Origin of the sequence: Klebsiella pneumoniae (assembly GCF_000742135.1) — a bacterium.
Taxonomy (GTDB): domain Bacteria; phylum Pseudomonadota; class Gammaproteobacteria; order Enterobacterales; family Enterobacteriaceae; genus Klebsiella; species Klebsiella pneumoniae.
This window is the reverse complement of record NZ_KN046818.1, coordinates 1568237-1593833: the sequence shown is the minus strand read 5'-3', so window position 1 is coordinate 1593833 and position 25597 is coordinate 1568237. Positions and strand designations below refer to the sequence as shown.

The following is a 25597-nucleotide window of genomic DNA, read 5'->3' as shown; positions in this document are numbered from 1 at the left end:
CGCAATCCGGGGTTATGGCACCGTTACGCCAGCGCCTTACTGATTTTCTCGAACAGGTCGCCAGAGAGATTCTCCAGCCCCTTCAGCTGCTCCAGCGCGGCGCGCATCAGCGCCTGTCGCTTCTCATCATAACGCTTCAGACGAATCAACGGCTCAATCAGGCGCGACGCCACCTGCGGGTTACGCTGGTTAAGCTCGGTCAGCATCTCCACCAGGAACTGATAGCCGCTGCCATCTTCAGCATGGAACGCCGCCGGGTTGCTGCTGGCGAAAGCGCCGATTAACGAGCGCACACGGTTCGGGTTGCTCATGCTGAACGAACGGTGGTTCAGCAGACCGCGCACGGTTTCCACCACGTTGGCTGCCGGGCTGGTGGACTGCAGGATAAACCACTTATCCATCACCAGACCGTCCTGATGCCATTTGTCATCGTACTCCTGCATCAGCGCATCGCGGCACGGCAACTCAGCGGCAACCGCCGCCGACAGGGCGGCCAGCGCGTCGGTCATGTTATCTGCCTGGTGATACTGCGTCGCCACCAGCTTATCGCCCAGCGTCGGTTCCGCAAACGCCAGGTAGCGCAGGCAGGTATTGCGCAGAGCGCGTTTACCAATATCGGCGTGCTCCACCCGATAGCTGTCGAGCTTATTGGCGTTATAAACCGCGAGGAATTCGTCCGCCAGTTCGTTCGCCAGGGTGCGGGTGAGCGCTTCGCGCACGGCGGCGATGGCGATCGGATCGATAATCGCGAACATCTCGGCGATTTCGTTGGCTGACGGCAGGGTTAAGATCTCAGCGGCCAGCGCCGGATCAATCTTCTCATCCAGCAGGATGGCGCGGAAGGCATCCGCTACGTGCACCGGCAGCGACAGCGGCTGCCCCTGCTGATGGCGGTTGACGTTCAGCTTGATGTAAGTCGCCAGCAGGCTCTGCGCCGCATCCCAGCGCGAGAAATCATTCCGCGCGTGACGCATCAGGAAGGTCAGCTGCTGATCGCTCCACTTGTATTCCAGTTTCACAGGCGCTGAAAATTCGCACAGCAGCGCCGGCACCGGCTGGAAATAAACGTTATCGAAGACGAAAGTCTGCTCGGCCTGGGTCACATTAAGCACCGGGTGTACCGGGTGGCCGCCCTTCTGCAGGGGGATCACCTTGCCCTCGTTATCGTACAGCTCAATGGCAAACGGGATATGCAGCGGCTGCTTCTCGGCCTGCTCGGCGGTCGGCGGCGTACGCTGGCTGATGGTCAACGTATACTGCTCGGTCTCCGGATTATAGTCGTCATGCACGGTGACGATTGGCGTACCGGACTGGCTGTACCAGAGGCGGAAGTGCGACAGGTCGACGTTAGAGGCATCTTCCATCGCCTGCACGAAATCGTCGCAGGTGGCGGCGCTGCCGTCATGGCGTTCAAAGTACAGCTGCATCCCTTTCTGGAAGTTTTCTTCACCCAGCAGGGTGTGCAACATGCGGATCACTTCGGCACCCTTTTCATAGACCGTCAGGGTGTAGAAGTTGTTCATCTCGATAACCATATCCGGACGGATCGGGTGCGCCATCGGGCTGGCGTCTTCGGCAAACTGCAGCCCGCGCATGGTGCGCACGTTGTTGATGCGGTTCACCGCCCGTGAGCCGAGGTCGGAACTGAACTCCTGATCGCGGAACACGGTCAGCCCCTCTTTCAGGCTGAGCTGGAACCAGTCACGACAGGTGACGCGGTTGCCGGTCCAGTTATGGAAATATTCATGACCAATCACGCGCTCAATATCGAGGTAGTCTTTATCGGTGGCGGTATCGGTACGGGCAAGAACATATTTGGAGTTAAAGACGTTGAGTCCTTTGTTCTCCATGGCACCCATATTAAAGAAGTCGACGGCGACAATCATATAGATATCGAGGTCGTACTCGAGGCCAAAGCGCTCCTCATCCCACTTCATAGAGTTTTTCAGCGAGGTCATCGCCCAGGGCGCGCGATCGAGGTTGCCGCGATCGACGTACAGCTCCAGCGCCACTTCGCGGCCAGAGCGGGTGCGGAATGAATCGCGCAGGACGTCAAAATCACCGGCCACCAGCGCAAACAGATAGCACGGCTTCGGGAACGGATCCTGCCACTGTACCCAGTGACGACCGTTCTCCAGCTCCCCTTCCGCCATACGGTTGCCGTTGGAAAGCAGGAACGGGTATTTCGCTTTATCGGCGATAATTTTGGTGGTAAAGCGCGCCAGCACATCCGGACGGTCCAGATACCAGGTGATATGGCGGAAACCTTCCGCTTCGCACTGGGTGCACAGCGCTTCGCCTGACTGATACAGGCCTTCCAGCGCGGTGTTCGCCGCCGGGCTGATCTCATTGACGATGGTCAGGGTGAAATGCTCCGGCAGGCCGCCGATCACCAGCTGATTGTTTTCTTCTTTATAGTCACTCCACGGCTGGCCGTTCACCTGCAGAGCGATCAGGGTCAGATCTTCGCCGTCCAGGCGCAATGGCACATCAGACGCAGCCGCGTGGCGGGAGACCTTGCTCTCGGCCGTAACAACGGTTTTTGCGGCATCCAGGTCAAAGGTCAAATCGATATCGCTAATCAGATACTCCGGCGCACGATAGTCGTGGCGGTATTTGGCTTGGGGCTGTTGTGTCATAAAAAACCTTTAGCATCTTCGGTAAAGTGTCGTCCCAGTCTATTCCTGTTGTGTCAATCGCGCTATGCAGAATCTTCATCTTTTCAACGTGAAACACGGAAATCGCTACATTTTGTTAACACTCGCGGCACGAAATGCCCTCGACCCGACGCAAAGCTTGTGGTGTGATCCATGTTCAATATATTAAACTAGGCCTCGCAAATGACCGTCAGCGTCACCATTGCTCGCCATCGCGGGACAGAGTCGGGTAATAAAGGTATACTCCGCCTCCATTTTCCGCGTTGGTTTCGATGGAACGCTCCAGTGAGAGGATGCTACTGCGCACCATGACACAATTCACTTCTCCTGTACTGCACTCGCTGCTTGATACGGATGCCTATAAGCTGCACATGCAGCAGGCTGTCTTCCACCGCTACGGCGATGTGCATGTGGCGGCGGAGTTTCGCTGCCGCGGAGACGACCTGCTCGGCATCTATGCCGACGCGATCCGCGAGCAGGTGGAGTCCATGCGCGACCTGAGGCTGCGGGATGATGAATATCGCTGGCTGTCCACCCTTCCCTTTTTTCGCCAGGATTACCTCAACTGGCTGCGCGATTTTCGCTATGACCCGAGCCAGGTCACGGTCAGCAATGACAATGGTAAGCTGAACATTCGCCTTACCGGCCCATGGCGGGAAGCCATCATGTGGGAAGTCCCGCTGCTGGCGGTGATAAGCGAGTTGGTCCATCGCTATCGTTCACCAGAGATGGGCGTCGATCAGGCGCTCAACACGCTGGAACATAAGCTAGGCGACTTCGCCACCATGACCGCTGACCTCGATATGAGCGCCTTCCGTCTGATGGACTTCGGCACCCGCCGTCGTTTCTCACGCGAGGTGCAGGAAGGTATTGTGCGGCGTCTGCAGCAGGAACCATGGTTTGTCGGCACCAGCAATTACGATCTGGCGCGCCGTCTGAATTTAACCCCGATGGGTACCCAGGCCCATGAGTGGTTCCAGGCCCACCAGCAGATCAGCCCCAGCCTTGCCAGCAGCCAGCGGGCGGCCCTTGCCGCCTGGCTGGAAGAGTATCCCGACCAGCTGGGGATCGCGCTGACCGACTGCATCACTATGGATGCGTTCCTGCGCGATTTCGGTCCGGAATTCGCCACCCGCTATCAAGGGTTGCGCCACGATTCCGGCGACCCGGTGGAATGGGGAGAAAAAGCTATCGCCCATTATCAGAAGCTGGGTATCGATCCGCTGAGCAAAGTGCTGGTCTTCTCCGATAATCTCGACCTGGCCAAAGCCGTCGATCTGTATCGCCACTTCGCCTCGCGGGTGAAGCTCAGCTTTGGGATCGGCACCCGTTTAACCTGCGATCTGCCGCAGGTTAAACCGCTCAATATCGTGATTAAGCTGGTGGAATGTAACGGCAAGCCGGTGGCGAAACTCTCCGACAGCCCGGGGAAAACCATCTGCCACGATAAGGCCTTCGTCCGCGCCCTGCGCGAGGCTTTCGACCTGCCGCCGATTAAAAAGGCAAGCTAAAAAACATGGCCCGACGGCATTCTGCTATCGGGCCAATCAATATCACTCCTGCGGCAAACGGGCTCTGACGACCTCGGCAAAATACTCCGCGCCAGTTAGCAATATCTCATCATTAAAGTCGTAGCAGGCATTATGCAACGGTGTATTGCCCTGAGCATCTGAACTATCGCCGTTGCCTAAAAAGATGAAACAGCCGGGGATTTTTTGCAGAAAAGCGCCAAAATCCTCCGAAATCATCATCTGTGCGACGTTGCCGTCCACCTTCTCAGCCCCTACCACGTTAATCGCAGCGGTGACCGCCACATCAACGCATTGCTGCCAGTTCACCGTTGGCGCAAATTCATGGGTATAGCTGAACTGGCACGTCGCACCGTGCATCGCGCAAATCGCTTCGCTAATGGTACGCATTCGTTCTTCGAGCAGCATCTGCACTTCCGGTGCAAAGCTGCGCGTATCCCCTTTGATTTCGACGTGCGTCGGAATCGCATTGCGGATGCCATCGGTGTGCAGTTCAGTACAGGAAATGACCGCTGGCACGTTCGGATCAACATTTCGCGAAACAATTGTCTGCAAAGCCAGGATGATTTCAGCCGCAATGACCAGCGGATCTTTCGCCATATGCGGCCGCGCCGCATGCGCTCCCTGCCCTTTAATACGAATAATAAAGTTATCTTCACTGGCCATAATGCCACCGACTCGCGTGGCGATAGTCCCGGCTTTCATACCCGGCATATTATGCAGACCGTAGATTTCCTCTATGCCAAAGCGTTCAATAACGCCATCGTCCATCATCGCTCTGGCGCCATAGCCAGGTTCCTCAGCAGGCTGAAAAACAAAGCAGACCGTGCCGTTAAAATTCTGCCGCTGCAATAGCAACTGCGCCGCGCCCAGCGCAATGCAGGTATGACCATCATGTCCGCAGCCGTGCATCCGCTCGGCGGTCATGGAGCGGTAAGACCAGTCTCCCTGTTCGGTCAATTGAATGGCATCGATATCGGCACGAATAGCGATAACGCCCTTCCCGTCGCCGCATTTCAATCTCCCCACCACCCCGGTTTTGCCAATATCGCGGTGCACCTCAATGCCCATAGCTTCGAGCTTTTCGGCAATAAACCGTGAAGTATTCTGCTCCTCGAAGGCGCTTTCCGGATGGGCATGCAAATAGTGACGCCAGGCGATAAGCTGCTGCTTTAGCTGTTGCTGATTCATTCTCTGCTCCTGTAAACATTAGTCCATACGCTGGGCGCGCTGTAAAACCACCTGCAGCAGCACATTGGCGCCAGCAATCAGATCTTTGGCTGCGCTATGTTCTTTGACGTTATGGCTAATGCCATCGACGCAGGGGACAAAAATCATCCCGGCGGGACATACCGACGCCATAAATTGTGCATCGTGTCCGGCGCCGCTTGGCAAACGTCGGTAACTGAGCGCCTGACGCTCCGCCTCGGCTTCCACCGCATTGACGATCTCATCGGCAAAAATGACCGGATTAAAGCGCACCAGTGAGCGGCTGGTTATCTCCACGCCCTCTTCCTGCGACGTTTTCGCGACAAATTCGGCCAATTGCTGCTCCGCCAGACATAAGATCGCATTATCGGTATTGCGGAGATCCACTGACATGACGACATGGTTGGGAATGACGTTGATCAGATTAGGCTTCACGCTGAAATGTCCAACGGTAGCTACCTGATTACCACCAAGGCTTAGCGCCAGCTCACGGGCAAAAACAGCGATTTTCGCAGCCGCCAGCCCGGCATCACGTCTCATGGACATTGGGGTAGTACCCGCATGATTCGATACGCCTCTCAGGGTAAATTCCTGCCACGAAATACCCTGTACGCCGGTAACCACGCCAATATCAATCTGCTCTTTATCAAGAATTGGTCCCTGTTCGATATGCAGCTCAACGTAGCTATCTACCGCCATATCTCCCGGCTGACGTTCGCCTTTATAACCAATGTTACGCAGCGCTTCATCGAGCGTGATACCGTCGAGATCTTTTGCCGCGAGCGCCAGCGCCAACGGATACTCGCCGGCAAACACCACGCTGCCCATCATATCGGGCTGAAATCGCACCCCCTCCTCGTTAGTAAAGAAGGTTACCGCCAACGGTCGTCGGGTGCGGATCCCGGCATCCTGGAGGGTGGCAATCACCTCAAGGCCGGCCATAACGCCGTAGTTGCCATCGTATAACCCACCGGTGGCGACGGTATCGATATGTGACCCCATCATCACCATCGGCAACGTCTCCTCGCCGTGATAAACGCCGGTGACATTACCGATAGCATCAATTGACACGCTCAGGCCCAGCGCCTTCATGCGGGCTACAACAAAGTCCCTGCCGGCTTTATCTTCGGCAGTCGCTGCCAGGCGGCATACACCGCCGCCTGGCAGCGCACCATGTTCGCCAAGTGCATACAGGGAATCGATAAGCCGTTGGCCGTTAATCTGCAGATAATGACTCATATAACATCTCGCTAATAATGGTGGCTATTGGAACATGCCGTAAAAAATGGCAGATACGGTGATAAGACCGATCAGGGTGACGAAAACGTTGCTCGCTTTACCGCGCCAGGGGGCAAGCACCGGTAATTTATGAATGGCGTACATAGGCAACAGCAGCAGAATTGCCGCCCCGGTGGGGCCGCTGATGCATTCGATAATACCGAGGATACTGGGGTTCTTGTACGCGGCGAACCAGCAGGTAAGCACCATAAACACCAGGATGACCGCGTCGACGAGGCGAATACCGGGTTTTTTACCGCGTGCGGCGGCGGCCTCCAGAATCAGGTCGCGCAGCGATTCATAGGCGCCGATGTAGTGGCCAAGAAATGATTTAGTAATAGCGACAAAGGCGATAATCGGCGATAGCCAGGCAATAATCGGTGTATCGTACTGATTGGCCAGATAGGACAAAATCGACAGATTCTGGGCTTTGGCTTCCGCCAGTTGCTGCGACGACAGGCTTAACACGCAGCTGAGAACAAAAAACAGCACCACCACCGTCATGAGCAGGATACCGTAGCGCTGGATCTGCGCACATTTACCCTCAGCGAGCGCCAGACCGTAACGCTTCTTCTGGCGCACCACCATCGGCGAAATGATGGGATAGTGGTTAAACGACATCACCAGTACCGGGAAGGTCATCCACAGGGATAATATGATCCCCTGCCCATCGCCCGTGGCGCTGAAGCTTACGGTTTGCAAAATTGCGCCGTTCCAGTGCGGAATCAGAAAAAGTGCCATAAAAATAAGCGAGATGATGAAGGGATAAACCAGGGTGCTCATCACCCGCATTATCAAACGCTGTCCGAAACGGACGATAAACATCAGCCCGAGGATCAGAACGATGGCCACCAGCGACCGGGGAGGCTCGGCCATTGCCAACTGGTGGGTGATAAAGCTCTGCGCGGTGTTGGTGATAGCCACCGCATACATAATCAGAATGGTATAGACAGCGAAGAAATAGATGACGGTAAATACTTTTCCCGCCAGCGCGCCAAAATGCTCGCCAATAACATCGGTAATACTGCTTTCCGGCGTATTGGAAGAGTAAATGAATCTCGCCAGACCGCGGTGAGCCAGATAAGTAATAGGAAAAGCGAGGACAAAAACAATCAGCAGCGGCCAGAAGCCGCCAATTCCGGCATTAATCGGCAGAAACAGCACCCCGGCGCCAATGGCGGTACCGAACAGGCCAAGGACCCAAACGGTATCTTCGCTATGCCACTTTGCGGGATCGGAACATCCTTTATTGATAATTATATTTTCAGTATTCATCGGTCAGGTTCTCTCTATGCATGACGCGAAAGCGCGTATGTTTTCGTTATGAGTCAGAACGCTTGTCATACCGAGGGCTTGTAGGGTAGGTAAGATGGCCCCCTTGTTATTGTCGATAGCGCTCAACCATTACGGCCAAACCAGACGATGTCTTCATAGACATCGGGTGATGTATCTCCTTCCGTGCTGATTAACAGAACCTGTGCATCGGCATTCAGGCGCAGCGATTCGGCAAGCTCGCGATACGCCGGTTGAGTCATCAGCGCATAAAGCACTCCTGTGCCAATAGCGCCGGATTCCCCGGAGACAAAAGGTTCGTCAGTACCTGGACGCGGAGCGGCCAACAGGCGCATGCCGTTGGCCGCCAAACAATCGTCGGCGGAAATAAAACAGGTGGCATGGTCGCGGAGCATTGGCCAGCTGGTGATGTTAGGTTCACCACAGGCAAGCCCGGCCATCAGAGTTGACATATCCCCGCCGACGCTGTGCGGCAGTCCGTCATTAATGGTTGCCGAGCGATACAGGCAGTTCGCCTTGTGCGGCTCAACGATGATGATGGTGGGAGCCTGCTGCTGCATCTTTTCGATGAAATATCCCATGATGCTACCGGCAAACGACCCGACCCCGGCTTGTAAAAACAGATGCGTCGGCATCGGCGCTCCGCTTTCTGCCAGCTGCTGCCAGATTTCAACAGCGAGGGTCATATAGCCTTGCATGATCCATGTGGGGATCTGCTCGTAGCCCTGCCAGGCGGTATCCTGGAGTAGAACCCATCCCTGCTCGCGCGCGGTTTTGGCCGCCAGCCGAACTGTGTCGTCGTAGTTCAGTTCAGTAATCGTGCATTCGGCGCCATGCCGGCGAATATTCTGCGCGCGTACCGGCGACGAGCCCTTTGGCATATACACCACCGCACGCAGCCCAAGCTGCTCAGCCGCCCACGCCACGCCACGTCCGTGGTTACCGTCGGTAGCAGTCACAAATACGATGTCCTTGATACGCGCCTTAATCACTGGTGAATTAAGCTCGGCAAAGCTCAACGTATTAATATCTCGCTCAAGCAGAGCGGCGAGATATTTCCCCATCGCATAAGATCCGCCTAATCCTTTAAACGCATTCAAACCGAATCGCTGCGCTTCATCTTTTATATGGATCGATCCCAGCCCCAGCCGCTGGCTTAAAAATTCCAGCTTACGCAGCGGCGTGACCCGGTAATCAGGAAATTTTTGATGGAATGCCAGCACTTCGTTCCCCACGCTTTCATTCAGCAGACTCAAGTCTGCTCCCTGGCCATAGGGCTGCCGCCGGGCGTTAAGTTGATATTTAATTGTGTCCACTATTCAGGCACCTCTATTTTCATATCGTCCTGCGACGATAACGTTATTTGCGACCATTCCGCCTAAACGACGGGTGCACGGATCCGTGCGGCCTGGGACAGGACGGTCGCTTTAAATTGGTTAAGTCAGAATGTGAGAGGCTTTTTGTCGCGATATACCGCTTTCCCACTGCCTGTGATGGTACACTGCGCCCGGCGGTTAATTGGCGCAAAGTTGCCCATCGCGCCGCAATTTTCACTCTGTTTTATCATTCACACGCAACAACGTTGCATTAGTGAGGTTGATCACAGGCTTGCAGGACGAGATATATGATGAAACTTGACGCATGGGATAAAAAAATTCTTACGCTCTTGCAGCGTAATAATCGCTTGTCGCAACGGGAGATCGCCGATCGGATCAGCCTGTCTCCTTCGGCAGTCAATCGGCGTATCGCTGCACTGGAGGATGCAGGGGTGATTAAAGGCAGTGTTAGCTTAGTGGACGCCAGTAAAGTGGGAAGACCAATCACCATTATGGTGCAGGTAACCATTGAGAATGAACGTCTCGATCTGCTTGAGGAGGATAAACAGCGTTTCGTAACCTGTCCGCAAGTGCAGCAGGTCTACTATGTCACTGGCGACTTCGATTTTCTGCTCGTGATCAACGTCCGTGATATGGCGGAATACGAAGCGCTAACCCGTGAACTCTTTTTTGCCTCGGGAAATATCAAGTCTTTCCGGACCATCGTGTCGATGCAAAATGCGAAGCAGGAAATGACGGTCATTATCGAGTAAGTCGTGTAAAAGTCGACATGGGGAGCCAAAGAACGCCCCGGAGGTGTATTTATTTCCGAAATCCACCCTTCCCTGTGCGAAATCTACTTGTCTGATGGAAGATGACAGGTAACATAGATATCCCCCCGCTGTTGGGGGAAGAGACTTTTTTATTGGACTACATAGAGAGATTATTATGAGCGTTGTGCCTGTAGCCGACGTACTCCAGGGCCGCGTTGCCGTTGACAGCGAAGTCACGGTCCGCGGATGGGTGCGTACCCGCCGAGATTCTAAAGCTGGCTTTTCTTTCCTCGCCGTCTATGACGGTTCCTGCTTTGATCCTGTACAGGCCGTTATTAATAATTCTCTGCCCAATTACAATCAGGAAGTGCTGCGTCTGACCACCGGCTGCTCGGTGATTGTCACCGGTAAAGTCGTGGCTTCTCAGGGTCAGGGTCAAAGCTTTGAGATCCAGGCGACCAGCGTGGAAGTGACCGGCTGGGTGGAAGACCCGGACACCTACCCGATGGCGGCCAAGCGCCACAGCATCGAGTATCTGCGTGAAGTAGCGCACCTGCGTCCGCGCACCAACCTGATTGGCGCGGTAGCCCGCGTGCGTCACACCCTGGCGCAGGCGCTGCACCGCTTCTTCAACGAACAGGGCTTCTTCTGGGTTTCCACCCCGCTGATCACCGCCTCCGATACCGAAGGCGCCGGCGAAATGTTCCGCGTGTCGACGCTGGATCTGGAAAACCTGCCGCGTAACGATCAGGGCAAAGTCGATTTCGACAAAGACTTCTTCGGTAAAGAGTCGTTCCTGACCGTTTCCGGCCAGCTGAACGGCGAGACCTACGCCTGTGCGCTGTCGAAGATTTATACCTTCGGCCCGACCTTCCGCGCCGAGAACTCCAACACCAGCCGCCACCTGGCGGAATTCTGGATGCTGGAGCCGGAAGTGGCCTTCGCCAACCTGAACGACGTTGCCGGCCTGGCGGAAGCGATGCTCAAGTACGTCTTCAAAGCGGTACTGGAAGAGCGTGCGGACGACATGCAGTTCTTCGCCGAGCGCGTGGATAAAGACGCTATCGACCGTCTGCAGCGCTTTATCACCGCTGATTTTGCCCAGGTGGATTACACCGACGCCGTCACCATTCTGGAAAACTGCGGCAAACAGTTCGAGAACCCGGTGTACTGGGGCGTGGATCTCTCCTCTGAGCACGAACGTTACCTGGCCGAAGAGCACTTCAAAGCGCCGGTGGTGGTGAAAAACTACCCGAAAGACATTAAAGCGTTCTATATGCGCCTTAACGAAGACGGTAAAACCGTCGCGGCAATGGACGTTCTGGCGCCGGGCATCGGCGAGATTATCGGCGGTTCCCAGCGTGAAGAGCGTCTCGACGTGCTTGACGCGCGTATGGCAGAGATGGGGCTTAACAAAGAAGACTACTGGTGGTATCGCGACCTGCGTCGCTACGGCACCGTGCCGCATTCCGGCTTCGGTCTGGGCTTCGAACGCCTCATCGCTTACGTCACCGGCGTGCAGAACGTCCGCGATGTTATTCCGTTCCCGCGGACGCCGCGCAACGCGACATTCTAAATTTTTCTGACATCAATCTGAAAGGCCAGCGCAAGCTGGCCTTTTTTTATGTCAATTACTGTTAGTAAAATTCAACAACCTTAAACATCAAGACCCGGAAATCACAATTATGTTACGCACTGTTTCGGTGCATCCTGGTGATGCAGATCGCACTTTATGTTCATAACTGAGCAAAACCGCTGATAAATTTGCTCATTTTTTGACCTTTACCCGCACATCTTGCAAAGACAGAGACTGAATAAAAAGAATACGAATTCAATACACAAAATGAACGAATTGCCGCTTAGCCAAATTAATCATAAATAATTCATATAGATAGATAAGCAATCGCGTTTTCCCTTATCCGGTGGAACGGAATTTTGATTAAGTTCACAAAGTTCCGTTAAATACACATTTAGTTACATGATTTTTCGTTTTGTTACTCATATGAGATATTCGTAGCATTTTCCGGCTAGCGAAACGTTGTCGCGGATGGAAAGATGCCTTCAGACACCAAACTCTCATCAATGGTTCTGTAAGTTTTTATTGACAGAACTTATTGACGGCAGTGGCACGTGTTCATATAAAAAATATTAATGAGGGTAATAAATAATGATGAAGCGCAATATTCTGGCAGTGGTGATCCCTGCCCTGCTGGTAGCCGGTGCAGCCAACGCTGCAGAAATCTATAACAAAAACGGCAACAAACTGGACTTCTATGGAAAAATGGTCGGCGAGCACGTCTGGACCACCAATGGCGACACCAGCAGCGACGATACCACCTATGCCCGTATCGGCCTGAAAGGCGAAACTCAGATCAACGATCAGCTGATCGGCTACGGCCAGTGGGAATACAACATGGACGCGTCCAATGTTGAAGGTTCCCAGACCACAAAAACCCGTCTGGCGTTCGCGGGCCTGAAAGCGGGCGAATACGGTTCATTCGACTATGGCCGTAACTACGGCGCGATCTACGACGTCGAAGCGGCAACCGATATGCTGGTTGAATGGGGCGGTGACGGCTGGAACTATACCGACAACTACATGACCGGTCGTACCAACGGCGTCGCAACCTACCGTAACTCCGACTTCTTCGGTCTGGTTGACGGTCTGAGCTTCGCGCTGCAGTACCAGGGTAAAAACGACCATGACCGTGCGATTCGCAAGCAGAATGGCGACGGCTTCAGCACCGCAGCCACCTACGCGTTCGACAACGGTATCGCACTGTCTGCAGGCTACTCCAGCTCTAACCGTAGCGTCGATCAGAAAGCTGACGGCAATGGCGACAAAGCCGAAGCCTGGGCGACCTCTGCAAAATATGACGCTAACAACATCTATGCGGCCGTCATGTACTCCCAGACTTACAACATGACTCCGGAAGAAGATAACCACTTCGCCGGTAAAACTCAGAACTTTGAAGCAGTTGTACAGTATCAGTTTGACTTCGGCCTGCGTCCGTCCATCGGCTACGTACAGACCAAAGGCAAGGACCTGCAGTCGCGTGCTGGCTTCTCCGGCGGCGATGCGGATCTGGTTAAATACATCGAAGTGGGTACCTGGTACTACTTTAACAAGAACATGAACGTCTACGCTGCGTATAAATTCAACCAGCTGGACGACAACGATTACACCAAAGCGGCTGGTGTCGCCACTGACGACCAGGCGGCCGTGGGTATCGTTTACCAGTTCTAATCTGCAGTACACCCCTTCGTGATATGCCTTCAAAGCAGGACTTCGGTCCTGCTTTTCTGTATTCGTGAGACAAAGATCGTCTCTTTCGAAAACCTTCGCGCTTTTTGTCGCAAACGGTTGGCAATTCGTTATTCTCCCGTTAACCTGATAGCGGATTTCCCTTCAGTAATCACAATGGAACCTCGTCATGTTTGAGAACATTACCGCCGCCCCAGCCGACCCGATTTTAGGTCTGGCCGATCTGTTTCGTGCCGATGACCGCCCTGAAAAAATTAACCTCGGAATTGGTGTTTACAAGGATGAAACCGGTAAAACGCCCGTTCTGACCAGCGTCAAAAAAGCAGAGCAGTATCTGCTGGAAAATGAAACGACTAAAAACTATCTGGGCATCGATGGTATTCCTGAATTTGGTCGCTGCACCCAGGAGCTGCTGTTCGGTAAAGGCAATGCGATTATCGCTGATAAACGCGCCCGCACCGCGCAGACACCGGGCGGTACCGGTGCGCTGCGTGTCGCCGCAGACTTCCTCGCCAAAAACACAGACGTGAAACGTGTGTGGGTAAGTAATCCGAGCTGGCCGAACCATAAAAGCGTATTCACCTCTGCCGGGCTGGAAGTGCGCGAATACGCTTACTATGACGCGGCTAACCACGCGCTGGACTTTGATGGTCTGCTGGCCAGCCTGAACGAAGCCCAGGCGGGCGACGTGGTACTGTTCCACGGCTGCTGCCACAACCCGACCGGTATCGATCCGACGCTCGATCAGTGGCAGCAGCTGGCGCAGCTGTCGGTGGAAAAAGGCTGGCTACCGCTGTTCGATTTCGCCTACCAGGGCTTCGCCCGCGGTCTGGAAGAAGATGCTGAAGGGCTACGCGCTTTTGCTGCTCTACATAAAGAGCTGCTGGTCGCCAGCTCCTACTCGAAAAACTTTGGCCTGTACAACGAGCGCGTCGGCGCCTGCACTCTGGTCGCCGCGGATCAAGAGACTGTAGACCGCGCCTTCAGTCAGATGAAGTCGGTGATCCGCGCCAACTACTCGAACCCGCCTGCGCATGGCGCCTCCGTGGTCGCCACCATTCTGAGCAACGATGCGCTACGGGCAATCTGGGAGCAGGAACTGACCGATATGCGCCAGCGCATCCAGCGTATGCGTCTGCTGTTCGTCAATACCCTGCAGGAGAAAGGCGCGAGCCGCGACTTCAGCTTTATCAGCCAGCAGAACGGCATGTTCTCATTCAGCGGCCTGACTAAAGAGCAGGTGCTGCGCCTGCGTGAAGAGTTCGCCATCTATGCGGTAGCTTCCGGACGTATCAACGTGGCCGGGATGACGCCTGACAATATGGCGCCGCTGTGCGAAGCCATCGTCGCCGTACTGTAAGCGATAGTATTCGGTATAAAGAAAAAGGCCGCGAATGCGGCCTTTTTTATGTGTTCGCGTCATGTCTGTTACCAGACCGGCATCTCATCCTGCAGAAACGGGTTATTACGGCGTTCCTCACCCAGCGTCGACAGCGGACCATGGCCGGGAATAAAGGTCACATCATCGCCCAGCGGCAACAGCTTTTCCTTGATAGCCGCAATCAGCTGCCCATGGTCGCCGCGCGGAAAATCGCTGCGTCCCACCCCGCCTTTGAAAATCACGTCTCCGGAGATCAGCAGTCGGGAGGCGTCATCAAAAAAGACCACATGGCCCGGCGTATGGCCCGGGCAGTGCAGCACCTGCAGCGCCACATTCCCCACATTGACCACATCGCCTTCATTAAGCCAGCGATCCGGACGCAGCGGTTGGCAATCCTCCAGGCCGAACATCCGGCTTTGCGCCGGTAATCCTTCCAGCCAGAACTCATCCTCTTTTTCCGGACCAATAACCGGTACGCCATAATGCTGCGCCAGTTCAGCCGCGGCGCCAACGTGATCGAGGTGGCCATGCGTCAGCAGGATCTGCATCAGCGTGACGTCAGCCTCCGCCACCACCGCTTTGATACGTTCAGCATCGCCGCCAGGATCGACCAGCGCCGCCAGCCGGGTTTGCCCGCACCAGATAAGAGAACAGTTCTGCGCGAACGCGGTAACCGGAATAATACGATAGTTCATGACGCTCCTTTCGTTACCAGTGCCTTACGGGACCGGTATCAATATGCACAAAGTTACTACGTGGGTAATATCCTACACCACCTGCGCGCATAGATAACGCCGCTTTGCGAATATTGCTTAACGAAATACCTTCAATATGGAAATCCATCGCCTGCCCCTTGGTGTGATAGCTGTGTTTCGCTACACCACGGCTTCGTGCGCGAAGCTCATCGTTGGTATCAAGGGAACGATAGCCAGAGATAAGCTGGACAGGTTTGTTGGTGCCAAGTAGTCCCTGCAACCGATAAAGATGATCGAACAGATTTGGATCGATGGACTTAATTTTATTCGCGCGATAGTCACGGAAAAAATGGTTAAGTCTTGCTAATTCATCCTGAATATAGCCTCTGCCATCGAAAAACTCCGCCCTGAGCGATTCACCGGTATGCAGGTTATTCAGCGTCAAAATACGCGGACGGGGGGTCGAGAGGGTGGCAAATGCCGGCGCAGGGAGAATGGCGGCAGCACCCAGCGCAGCGCCACCCAACGCCAGCAATCTGCGGCGATTAGCGTCAAATTTGTCCATGATAATCAGGTCTACAGTCAATGAATCGTTATATACTTTTTCCGCTTTGCGCGATGCCAGGATCAGCTCGCTATCGCTCGCCACGACCGAGATGTTGCCCGGCAAAGGAGAACGTTCGCGCTAACCGCGCTACGCATTGAGCGGAATGATATGTATATGCACTTCTGGCGCACGAAAGGCACCTTACCGGGCATTATTGCCAACGTCAAGGCAGCCTCACCCCAGGAAAATCGGGCGCTGCAGAGGTGCAGCGCCCTTTTTTACCCAGTGCTAGGACAACAAAATCCATTGAACTACTTCATTTACCTGATTAATTGTTCCGCTTTCGTCAGAATTTGTGCGCTGGATCGCGCGGTGATATCGTAATTGTAAATATCTGTTCGATATTGTGTACGTCCATCAGCGTCCACAAACGCCGTTAAGTAATATAAATTCACCGGTATATTTTGCCGAATATTGACATAGCGCGTATCCCCCTGCTTCAGGGCGTCGGATATGCGCGTGTCATTCCAGCCCGCGTCCTGCAGCAGCATATTGGCCAGCTCCGAGGCTTTATTGACCCTGACGCAGCCGGAACTGAGCGCACGGACATCCTTCTGAAACAGATTATGGTTCGGCGTATCGTGCAGATAGATAGCATCCGAACTCGGCATATTAAACTTGTAACGCCCCAGTGAATTACGTGCCCCAGGCGCCTGCTGAAAACGGAACGGTAAATTGTTCTCGGTGATGGTTGACCAGTCAACCCGGTAAGGATCGATGGTCTCTTTACTGTTCCAGCCGCGCATCACGGTGTAGCCATGCTGCTCCAGATAGCCAGGATTATTACGCACCTTCGGCAGAATATCTTTGCGCGCCAGGGTGGGCGGTACGTTCCACGGCGGATTGACCACTACGTTGTTCAGCGCGCTGCTCATCATCGGCGTCTTGCGGTCCGGACGTCCGACGATCACCCGCGAGGCCAGCACCTGACTGCCGTCCTGGTAATAGACCAGCGAAAACGCGGGAATATTCACCATGATACCGGTCGATAGTTTGCCTGGCAGCAGACCGCCAGCACGCCAGCGCGCTGCGCCGATGAGACATTGAGCCAGTCACGGGTGGATTGGCCGATGACCCCATCCGCCCCCAGCCCCTGCATGGCCTGAAAGCGCTTAACGCCCTCCACCAGCTGGCGATCGTACACACCGCGCGCCGCGGGCTTGCTCTTTTTCTTCGCCGAAGGACTCACCACGTCGCCGGGCAGAACGATATTGGCGGAATTTTCCAACATCCCGGTACGCTGGAGGATCTCGCGCAGCGCGCCGATATCATTGCTCCATTCTCCCGGGCGCAGCGAGCCGCTGCCGGTCATCTGCGGCCATGGACGTGAATCAGCCACCAGCGCCAGCAGCGACTGGTGCATGGCCTCATACTGCGGATGACGCGGAGCCAGGCCGGCGATAAACGCCGGCAGGGAGCCATTATCCAGCGCCAGCTGCCACTGGTTAATCACCGACAGCGGCGGGGTCGCCATCTTGTACGGTGTCGAGCTATATAACCAGCGGGTCCCCTGGGTGGGGATGCCGCTGATAAAGTGCAGATAGCCCATCATGGCATCAGACAACACCACATCGCGCGCCATACCGGTGACGGCAGGATCGGTCAGCAGACTGACCCAGGTGGTAAACTGCGGCTGAAAACCGGCGATGGCGATCTCCGCCAGCTGCTGCTGGAACGCCTGCACCGCCTCGCGGTTTTCCCACATCGGTTTCATATCCCTGGCGGCGTATAGCGAGACCAGCGGATTCATAAAGACGGGTTTGTAGCCAGCCGGCAATAGCGCTTCGATCTGGGCGCGACTGTTCGCCGCGGCTTCCATCGACAGCGGCTGCTCACCGGCCAGCTTCGCGACCGCCGGCGATTGCCCGTCGCTTTGCGACAGCGCGACGGAAAGCTCTCCAGGCGTAGCGGAGCTATCACCTGGTACGACTTCAGGCTCTGCGGCCTGGACATTGAACAGCGGAGCAAATGCCATTGCCAGGCTCAGACTGAGCGCTGACAATGGACGACCATACCGTTTCTTAAGCAACATCCCTTGCCCCCTGTTGTCACACATTGCCGCCCACAAATTCGTGGGCTTTAACACAGTATATAAAGACGAAAAGGCTTTTGCCTTACCTAATGTAAAGAAGCTTAAAGATTATACCACCCTGGCATAGCAAGCTGGATAGCAAAAAGGGCAACTTAACGTTGCCCTTTTCAGCGCTTACCCGCCAGTAGTGAGCTGCATCGTCACGAGGCGTCGGCCGTTCCCGGCAGCGCTTCCGGCAGCGGCGCGGCAAACCCGCGCAGCCCCACGACGTGCACATGTTCGTGATTATTGAACACCTTACGCACCAGTTTATAGGTAGTGCCTTTTTCCGGACTGATGTTCTCCGGCGCTGCGATAATCAGCTGCATCTCCAGACGTTCGCACAGCTCGAACAGGGTGGCGATGGAGCGGGCGTCAAGACGCGCCGCTTCATCGAGGAACAGCAGACGGCAAGGCGAGATATCCTTGCCGCGCAGGCGACGGGATTCATCTTCCCAACTCTGCACCACCATCACCAGAATCGACATCCCGGTACCGATAGCTTCCCCGGTAGACAGCGCGCCGGACTCCGCGCGCAGCCAGCCGTCGGAGCCGCGGTTAACTTCCACTTCCATCTCCAGATAGTTGCGGTAGTCGAGCAGCTCTTCACCGATGGTTTGCGGCGTGCGCTGCCCCATGTCGATCTGTGGGTTGAGACGCTGATAGAGCTTGGCCAGCGCCTCAGAGAAGGTCAGACGATTGCTGTTAAACAGATCCTGGTGCTGCTCATGCTGCTCGGAGAGCACGTCGAGCAGCATCGAGTGGGTCTCACGCACATTGACGTTCAGACGCACGCTGTTGACCTGGCCGAAGGAGACGCTCTGCAGACCCTGGTTGAGCATCCGGATACGGTTCTGCTCGCGCTGAATGGTTTTGCGAATAATGTTGGCCACGCTGCGGGAACTGATCGCCAGCTTCTGTTCACGGTTGGTCAGCTCTTCGGTCAGGCGGCTGAGCTCGATCTCCATCTGCTCGATCGCTTCCACCGGATCATCGGTGCGAATAATATCCTGACGAATACGCTCGCGCAGATGCTGGTATACGGCAACGAAGAACTGAATTTTGCGCTCCGGACGCTTCGGATCTTCCGAGATACGCAGCACGTCACGCAGATGTTCGTTATCGGCGACCGCCAGACGCAGCGCCCCCAGCGCCTTATCCGACATTGAGCGCAGCTCATCGGCGGAGAGATAGGCCAGCTCGCGGCGATGCAGACGACGTTCGACGCCGTTGTCTTTCACCAGACGCATCACCGCGCACCAGCCCGCCTTGGCGGTCACCACCTGCTCGCGCATTTCGCAGTAATCGCGCTCCAGCTTGCGCAGTTTACGGGTCAGGTTGTCCATTTCCGCTTCGCAGAAGGTCAACGCTTTCTCCAGCTGATTGCGTCGGGAGCGGTTATTGCTCAGCTGCATGTGCAGCTCATCGCGACGCGCGCGAGCACGCTCTTCCGCGCCGGCGTCGGCGCGCACGCCAATGTCCTGCAACTCTTTATACAGATCGTTGAGCAGCTCTTTCTTGGTGTCATACGAGCTCTTCAGCGAGGCCAGCACCTGATTGTACTGACTAAGCTGCGCCGCATGGGCACGCATCGCGTCGCGCGCGCGGCTGCGTTCGGACTCCGCCTGCTCCAGACGCTGGCGCAGCTTCTCGTTGAGATCGCTGTTGCCGCTGAGCATTTCCGCCGAATCGGAGTAGCTGAAGTGGGCCCTGCGCTGCACAACTTCCGCCAGGGCAAAAGCCTGCTGACGCGCATCGCGCTGGGTTTGCTGCGCATAGGCGTAATCTTCTTTCAGCTGCTCAAACTGCTCCGGATCGCTCTGCAGCACCGAAACAATAGGCTCCAGCTTCGCCAGCTGGTTACCGTGCTGCTGAATAAAGCGCGCGGCCTCCTGCGCTTCGTCCAGACGTTCCTGGATCTCGTCCACGCGGTCGGCCAGCGTATCATCCGCCAGCAGGTTCAGGCGCGGCAGCAGGCGGTTGAGCGCCGACACGCCCTCTTTCGCCTGCTCGTACTGCACACGGTTCTGTTGGTTATCGCTTTCATGGGCGCTCAGCGCACGCTCCAGCTCGCCGCGGCGGCTGTTGAGTTTGCGGATCTCTTCTTCCGGATCGTCCTCGAAAGCCACCGCCAGATGGCTGCCGATAAAGCGGCTGAAGGCCTGGTGCAGGCGCTGGGTTTTCTGCACATCGAACGACAGGGTCGCAAAACGCTCTGACAGCGATTCACGCTCGGCATGCAGGGTTTCAATGCGGTTTTCACGTGCCGCGCGGCCAAACAGCGGCAGCGACGGGAAGCGCGAATAACGCCACTGGCGATCGGCAATCTTCACCACCACCGCTTTTTCCAGCTCGTCGACGCTGAATACGCTGTCGTCAAAGGATTGCGGATCGCCTTCGATCAGATACAGGTCTTCCGGGCAATCTTCCAGCCCCTCAAGCTGCTCGGCTACCCGCGACAGATCCGGAACCACGATCGCATGGCGCGACGGACCATACAGCGCGGAGAAGTACGGCGCATCGTCGAGGCTAACATCATCGTAGATCTCGGACAGCAGAACGCCGCCGAACCGTTCCGCCAGGGCGTTGAGGCGCGGATCTTCCGAACCGCCCGGCTGGCTGAGACGCTCGATTTCTTCGTCGATGGCGCGCTTGCGGGCGCCGACCTCGTCACGTTCAACGATAGCCTCTCGTTCACGCTCCAGCAACTGCTGCAGGTATTCGGTGACCTCCTGGCCGGACGCAAACTGCTCGCCGCTTTGCTCGCACAGCTGGTTAAGGCTGTTCTGCGCCGCCAGCCAGACCGGCGCCCGGCGCATCAGCGTCTGGGTACGCGACTGCAGTTGCTCCAGCTCCTGACGCAGCGCCATGCGCTGCTCCTGAGCATTGGAGACGCTGTCGGCCAGCGACGCGATGCGCGCTTCCAGCTCCTGATGCAGCATTTCCAGATCGTCGATATCGTAACGTTTACCCTGGCGTTTGCAGAACTCGGCCAGCTGACGCTCAGCGTCCTGCTGCTCGCGCAGGCGCTGTTCAAGCTCGTTGAGGCGGCTGCGCAGCCCCTGCGCCTGCTCGGCCTGGTGGCGCTGGTTCACGCCGTCGCGCAGCAATTCGCGCGCCACGTCCCAGGCTTCATTGCGCGCCAGCGGGCCGTTAATCGCCGCCACCAACTGGTAAGCCTGTTCAAACTGGCTGTGCGCGGTTTGCGCCACGCTCATTTTCTGTTCCAGCGACAGCATTTTCTCCGTCGCTTCCTGCTCTTTCGCCTGGAAGGTTTCCAGCCACTCGTCGGCGCTCTCCGGGGTCAGATCCGGCAGATGGCACAGCGCCTTCGCGCGCTCCAGCGCCTGCAGCGCCTGGTTATACTGAATGGCGCGGGTCTGCTGCACATCGAGCGCCTGCTGATAGTCGGCGAGCTGGCTTTTCAGCTCATCCACTTCCAGCTCGGCGGCCTCAGCGCGGGCTTCGTTCTCTTCCTGACGATCGACGGCTTCCGCCACCACTTCATTCTGCTCTTCCAGACGAATCTGCAGCTCGTCGAGATCCGCTTCGTAGCGCTCGATTTTTTCCTGCTGACGCAGCGCAGTCTGCACCAGGTTCAGGTGATCGCTGGCGGCCTGGTAATCGGCTTCCAGATCGCCCTCCGCGCCGTTATGCTCCTGCAGTTCGCGCGCCATGTCGACGTGCTTATACTGCTCAGCCGCCAGCTGCGAACGCGAGGTGAAGAGATCGCGGCGATACTCCAGCGCCTTATCCAGGTGAATGCGCCTCTCGTTGGCGTGACGCATATAGTCCGCCGCCACGTAGTTGGTGGCTTCGCTGATCAGGTGTTTAAACAGATCGCGGTCGGACTGGGTAACGCGAATGGCTTCCAGCGTCATGCGGTTTTCCCGCAGCGCCGCTTCCATATCCTGGAACGCTTTACGCACGCCGCTGTTTTCCGGCAACAGGTAGTCGCGCAGCGAGCGGGTAATGGTGCTGGAGATCCCGCCGTACAGCGAGGCCTCAATCAGGCGGTAGTACTTGCTACGATCGGAGGCGGAACGCAGGCGACGCGCCACCACGCCCAGATCGAACATTAGCGAGTGATATTCGGTGATCGAGTTGAACTGTTTAAACTGGACCCCTTCCATCGCCTCGAGTTTATCTTTCAGCTCGTTGAGGCTCACGACGCGCGCCTGGCGATCGTTCAGCGTTTCGGTCAACAGCTGGGTCGGCAGGATAGAGGTCGGCAGTCCCTGAATGGCGAAAGGTTTAATATCGACTTTACGATCGCGCCCGGCGACCTGCTGCAGGCGCACGCCGACCACCACGCGCTGGTGGCGGGAGTTGATCACATCGAGTACCGAGTAACACACCCCGGCGCGCAGCTTACCGTGCAGGCCTTTATCGCGTGAGCCGCTGGTGGCCCCCGCTTCGGTGGTGTTACGGAAGTGCAGCAGGGTTAAATCCGGGATCAGCGCCGTGACGAAGGCCGCCATGGTCGTGGACTTACCCGCGCCGTTCCCCCCGGAGAGGGTGGTCACCAGTTCATCAAGATCAAAGGTCCGGGCAAAGAAGCCGTTCCAGTTAACCAGCGTTAGCGAGCGAAACTTACCGCGTTCAATCATTACTCTTCCTCCCCGCTATCCGGCTGGTTTTCTTCATTCTCATCATTGAGCTGCAGGTGATTTTCCAGGGCCATCGCTTCCCCGTCGCGGATCAGACGGCGCTGCGCTTCGCGCGGGTCGTCGCCGGCGCGCACATCGGCGCCAAAGCGGAATACCGATTCGGTAATGCGAAACTTGCTGCTATCGTGGCCCATAAACCACACCATCCCCAGACGGCGTAAGCGGTTAAGCGAGGCCCGCATTTTTTCCTGCAGCTTCTGGCGGTCCAGATCCGAACCGGTGGAACGGTTGTTCACCAGCTTCAGCAGCCTGGATTCATCGGCCAGGGTCAGCAGCTCGTCATAGAGCTCCTGCTGGGTAAAAATCCCTTCGTTCGCCAGGCGCTCCGGGCTGAGATAGAGATAGCAAAGAATTTTGCCCACCATCATATCCAGCTCGGACAGTACCGAGCGCGAAATCAGCGTGGTGGACCGCGGGCGCAGGTAGAAGAATCCCTCCGGCGCGCGGATCAGCTCGACGTTATAGCGAGCGTAAAACTCTTCCAGGTAATCCTGAAAATCCATCAAAAATGCGTGATTATCCAGCTCGTCGAGACCGATATGACGGCCCGCGCGCAGGGCGCTGTCCAGCGCCGGAAATAACGGATTGGCCAACGCCTGCGCCAGCTTAACCGGCATCACTTGTTCAATATTTGTCAATGACATGCGCCTGTACCTTGGCTCCGTAATCATTAATCGGCTGCCATTTTGCCGGCAGTCCGGTGAAATCTGCCTGGGCGACGCCCAGCTGTACCGCCTGATCCACGACGATCCGCGCCACGTCGAAGTGACGCCCGCGCGGATACTGCGCCAGGAACTCCCGCGCCACCAGGCCGAGATCCAGCGGTATTCCTTTCTCTTTATAGACCGCCAGCTGCGCTTCGATCAGCGCCGCCAGCTGCTCGCGAATTTCGTTAAACTCTTCAAATTCGAGGTCCGCCGGCAGCTCGCCGGTGACCTCTTCATCGCGCAGGGCCATCTCTTCATCGCGCATATCCAACAGGCGGTCGGCGTTGGCGTAAGTTAGCGCCCACGGTTCATCAAAATAGGTCTGCACCGACTGGCGCAGACGCTGGGCGAAGACGCGGTTCTTATCCATATCGATAGCGGTACGGATAAACTTGTGCACATGGCGGTCGTAGCCGATCCACAGGTCAATCGCCTGCTGACCCCAGCTGACGATGCGGTCGAGCTTGCTTTGCAGATCGAACACCAGCCGATCGACAAAATGGAGATCGTCGCGCGCCATGGTCGAGTCCTGAATGCGCAGCAGGTTCGCCTGCAGCTTATCCCCTGCCGCATCCAGCGTATCCTGCAATTCGCGCAGGGTGCCGGAGGTTTCCGACAGCAGCAGTTCACAGCTGGAAATCGCCGCGCGCCAGTCTTTATTCAACAACTGCGCGATATCGTCTTTCACCAGCTGCTGCTGCTCATCCATAATGCGCTGCGTCAGGTCGATGCTGTCGAAAATTTCCGCTACGGAATACTTCAGCGGCGCAAAAACGTTGCGATGCCAGTGGAATTCATCACCGCCCTCTTCCGCGGCGTCCGCCGCGCGCTTCAGCTCGCCGGCGACGATCGACAGCTGCATCGAGAGACGCAGCGTCGAGAATTCGCGCTGACGGATATAATAATCGGTGATCCCAATCCCCAACGGCGTCAGGCGATAGATCGCATTGCCTTCGGTAATTTCGCTGGTAAAGCGGTTCAGCAGACGCTGGCGCACCAAATCGTTGATCGCGTTATTGGCGCGCTGGCTGATGGTTTCGCTGGTCTGCTCAAACGCATCACTGACGTGGCGGAACGCATCCACCAGTTCACCCTCGCTCATTTCCCCTTCCAGTCGTTCACCGTTCAGAGTGGCGATCGCCAGCAGGAAAGAGAGTCTGTCGACCGGTAGCGAGATTGAAAAATCATTTTTTCTGGCCCAGGCAACCAGTTCGGGGACTGTCTGGGAAAATTCACTCATACTTTATCCTTGCATCTGCGGCTATGAGCCTGGCTCTTAAGCGCGGTGACATGAATATAACGGCCCAGGCTGAGATACGGCTCCTGACGACAGTAGCGCGTCTCCAGCGCCAGCAGCGCCGCATAGCTGTCATGCTGTTGGCGTTTTTCACGCAGATAATCATGAAACACCCGCACGCCGGTTTTGCTGACGATCTGCCAGCCAATCTCTTCCAGCCAGTGATAAACCTGCTGTGGTTCACGCGGATAATCCGGCGACAGCGTGCGTTTTTTCTTTTTTGGCATGCCCAGTTGAACGTAATCAAAATTACCGGCAACCATATTGTGCATCAACAGGCCGTTAGCATTGTAGAACATCAATGACAGTCCACCGCCAGCACGCAGCGTCGACCACAGGGTATGCAGTATTTCCTGGGGCTCCGCCACCCACTCCAGCACCGCATGAAACAGTACCAGATCGACCGGGCTTTCCAAATGCTGCGCAATATCCTGAGCCGCGCATTGTACAAAATGCATGTTGTCGATCACACCTTTATCGGCGGCCGCCTGGCGGGCGCGAGCCACCATCTCAGCGGAGAGATCGCACAGCGTCACGTGATGGCCCAGTTGCGCGACTTTGATGGCCGTTTGCCCTTCGCCGCCGCCGGCATCCAGCACCCTCAGCGGTCCCGGCCCCAGCTGCGCCAACAGCGGTTCCAGATCCTGCCAGAGGATCGCCTGACGCAACTGGCCTTTTGTGGTGCCGTAAATATTGCGCGAAAACTTTTCAGCAATGTCATCGAAATTGCGATCCTGCACGAGTGACTCCACAAGCCAACACAAAACCGCTATTTTGTCATACCCGCGCCGAGAATGAAGCGATCTGTTATAAGATCCGAACATAACTTTGGTTATATGGTTAAAAAAG

16 protein-coding genes and 1 pseudogene are annotated in these 25597 nt (G+C 56.1%); 5 read left to right on the top strand and 12 right to left on the bottom strand.

Going from position 1 to position 25597, the window contains the following annotated elements:
- Positions 1-23: 23 nt before the first annotated feature.
- Complete coding sequence (gene pepN / locus DR88_RS17660) at positions 24-2639, bottom strand: aminopeptidase N (protein WP_002898220.1); 2616 nt, start codon at positions 2637-2639, stop codon at positions 24-26.
- A gap of 326 nt (positions 2640-2965) precedes the next feature.
- On the opposite strand from pepN, the gene pncB reads away from it, so the two are divergent.
- Positions 2966-4168 (top strand): nicotinate phosphoribosyltransferase, encoded by a 1203-nt coding sequence (gene pncB, locus DR88_RS17665; RefSeq protein WP_002898217.1) that lies wholly within the window; start codon positions 2966-2968, stop codon positions 4166-4168.
- A gap of 42 nt (positions 4169-4210) precedes the next feature.
- On the opposite strand, the gene DR88_RS17670 is transcribed toward pncB, so the two are convergent.
- The 4 genes from DR88_RS17670 to dpaL form a co-directional block, all read right to left on the bottom strand.
- Positions 4211-5377 carry a M20 aminoacylase family protein gene (locus tag DR88_RS17670; RefSeq protein WP_004147828.1) on the bottom strand — a complete coding sequence of 389 codons (1167 nt, stop codon included), beginning with the start codon at positions 5375-5377 and terminating at the stop codon, positions 4211-4213.
- A gap of 18 nt (positions 5378-5395) precedes the next feature.
- On the bottom strand, positions 5396-6634 hold the full coding sequence (locus DR88_RS17675) for a Zn-dependent hydrolase (RefSeq protein ID WP_004147827.1): 1239 nt from the start codon (positions 6632-6634) through the stop codon (positions 5396-5398).
- Between the two features lie 24 nt (positions 6635-6658).
- Complete coding sequence (locus DR88_RS17680) at positions 6659-7948, bottom strand: aromatic amino acid transport family protein (RefSeq protein ID WP_004147826.1); 1290 nt, start codon at positions 7946-7948, stop codon at positions 6659-6661.
- Positions 7949-8070: 122 nt separating this feature from the next.
- Complete coding sequence (gene dpaL, locus DR88_RS17685; RefSeq protein WP_004147824.1) at positions 8071-9282, bottom strand: diaminopropionate ammonia-lyase; 1212 nt, start codon at positions 9280-9282, stop codon at positions 8071-8073.
- A gap of 311 nt (positions 9283-9593) precedes the next feature.
- Here dpaL and DR88_RS17690 point away from each other — a divergent pair, with 311 nt between their 5' ends.
- The 4 genes from DR88_RS17690 to DR88_RS17705 all read left to right on the top strand — a co-directional run bounded on the left by DR88_RS17690 (position 9594) and on the right by DR88_RS17705 (position 14680).
- Positions 9594-10055 (top strand): Lrp/AsnC family transcriptional regulator, encoded by a 462-nt coding sequence (locus DR88_RS17690; protein WP_002898209.1) that lies wholly within the window; start codon positions 9594-9596, stop codon positions 10053-10055.
- A 175-nt stretch (positions 10056-10230) separates the two neighbouring features.
- The gene (gene asnS / locus DR88_RS17695; protein ID WP_002898206.1) at positions 10231-11631 is read left to right on the top strand and encodes an asparagine--tRNA ligase; all 1401 of its coding nucleotides are present in this window, start codon (positions 10231-10233) and stop codon (positions 11629-11631) included.
- 591 nt (positions 11632-12222) lie between these two features.
- Positions 12223-13302 carry a porin OmpK35 gene (gene ompK35 / locus DR88_RS17700; RefSeq protein WP_004141771.1) on the top strand — a complete coding sequence of 360 codons (1080 nt, stop codon included), beginning with the start codon at positions 12223-12225 and terminating at the stop codon, positions 13300-13302.
- A gap of 187 nt (positions 13303-13489) precedes the next feature.
- Positions 13490-14680 carry an amino acid aminotransferase gene (locus tag DR88_RS17705; protein ID WP_002898202.1) on the top strand — a complete coding sequence of 397 codons (1191 nt, stop codon included), beginning with the start codon at positions 13490-13492 and terminating at the stop codon, positions 14678-14680.
- Between the two features lie 68 nt (positions 14681-14748).
- Here DR88_RS17705 and DR88_RS17710 read toward each other — a convergent pair whose 3' ends face one another.
- The 7 genes and pseudogenes from DR88_RS17710 to cmoM all read right to left on the bottom strand — a co-directional run bounded on the left by DR88_RS17710 (position 14749) and on the right by cmoM (position 25488).
- Positions 14749-15396, bottom strand: coding sequence for an MBL fold metallo-hydrolase (locus DR88_RS17710; RefSeq protein ID WP_025861636.1), 648 nt, complete (start codon positions 15394-15396; stop codon positions 14749-14751).
- Between the two features lie 13 nt (positions 15397-15409).
- The gene (gene mepK, locus DR88_RS17715; protein ID WP_002898198.1) at positions 15410-15961 is read right to left on the bottom strand and encodes a peptidoglycan L,D-endopeptidase MepK; all 552 of its coding nucleotides are present in this window, start codon (positions 15959-15961) and stop codon (positions 15410-15412) included.
- Positions 15962-16263: 302 nt separating this feature from the next.
- Positions 16264-18035: pseudogene (gene ldtD / locus DR88_RS0125370) on the bottom strand (L,D-transpeptidase LdtD).
- A 200-nt stretch (positions 18036-18235) separates the two neighbouring features.
- Positions 18236-22684 carry a chromosome partition protein MukB gene (mukB, locus tag DR88_RS17720; protein WP_004147816.1) on the bottom strand — a complete coding sequence of 1483 codons (4449 nt, stop codon included), beginning with the start codon at positions 22682-22684 and terminating at the stop codon, positions 18236-18238.
- Positions 22684-23388: a chromosome partition protein MukE gene (mukE, locus tag DR88_RS17725; protein ID WP_004150840.1), complete on the bottom strand. Its 705-nt coding sequence runs from the start codon at positions 23386-23388 to the stop codon at positions 22684-22686. Before mukE ends, mukB begins: the two co-directional genes overlap by 1 nt.
- Positions 23369-24691 (bottom strand): chromosome partition protein MukF, encoded by a 1323-nt coding sequence (gene mukF / locus DR88_RS17730; RefSeq protein ID WP_002898189.1) that lies wholly within the window; start codon positions 24689-24691, stop codon positions 23369-23371. The genes mukE and mukF overlap by 20 nt, the downstream gene beginning before the upstream one ends.
- Complete coding sequence (gene cmoM, locus DR88_RS17735; protein ID WP_002898187.1) at positions 24688-25488, bottom strand: tRNA uridine 5-oxyacetic acid(34) methyltransferase CmoM; 801 nt, start codon at positions 25486-25488, stop codon at positions 24688-24690. Before cmoM ends, mukF begins: the two co-directional genes overlap by 4 nt.
- Between the last annotated feature and the right edge of the window lie 109 nt (positions 25489-25597).

Coding starts and splice junctions, on each gene's coding strand:
- DR88_RS17690 (WP_002898209.1), top strand. CDS start 9,594: ATGAAACTTGACGCATGGGATAAAAAAATTCTTACGCTCTTGCAGCGT.
- mukE (WP_004150840.1), bottom strand. CDS start 23,388: ATGTCATTGACAAATATTGAACAAGTGATGCCGGTTAAGCTGGCGCAG.
- asnS (WP_002898206.1), top strand. CDS start 10,231: ATGAGCGTTGTGCCTGTAGCCGACGTACTCCAGGGCCGCGTTGCCGTT.
- pepN (WP_002898220.1), bottom strand. CDS start 2,639: ATGACACAACAGCCCCAAGCCAAATACCGCCACGACTATCGTGCGCCG.
- DR88_RS17670 (WP_004147828.1), bottom strand. CDS start 5,377: ATGAATCAGCAACAGCTAAAGCAGCAGCTTATCGCCTGGCGTCACTAT.
- pncB (WP_002898217.1), top strand. CDS start 2,966: ATGACACAATTCACTTCTCCTGTACTGCACTCGCTGCTTGATACGGAT.
- mukF (WP_002898189.1), bottom strand. CDS start 24,691: ATGAGTGAATTTTCCCAGACAGTCCCCGAACTGGTTGCCTGGGCCAGA.
- mukB (WP_004147816.1), bottom strand. CDS start 22,684: ATGATTGAACGCGGTAAGTTTCGCTCGCTAACGCTGGTTAACTGGAAC.
- mepK (WP_002898198.1), bottom strand. CDS start 15,961: ATGGACAAATTTGACGCTAATCGCCGCAGATTGCTGGCGTTGGGTGGC.
- DR88_RS17680 (WP_004147826.1), bottom strand. CDS start 7,948: ATGAATACTGAAAATATAATTATCAATAAAGGATGTTCCGATCCCGCA.
- DR88_RS17705 (WP_002898202.1), top strand. CDS start 13,490: ATGTTTGAGAACATTACCGCCGCCCCAGCCGACCCGATTTTAGGTCTG.
- DR88_RS17710 (WP_025861636.1), bottom strand. CDS start 15,396: ATGAACTATCGTATTATTCCGGTTACCGCGTTCGCGCAGAACTGTTCT.
- DR88_RS17675 (WP_004147827.1), bottom strand. CDS start 6,634: ATGAGTCATTATCTGCAGATTAACGGCCAACGGCTTATCGATTCCCTG.
- ompK35 (WP_004141771.1), top strand. CDS start 12,223: ATGATGAAGCGCAATATTCTGGCAGTGGTGATCCCTGCCCTGCTGGTA.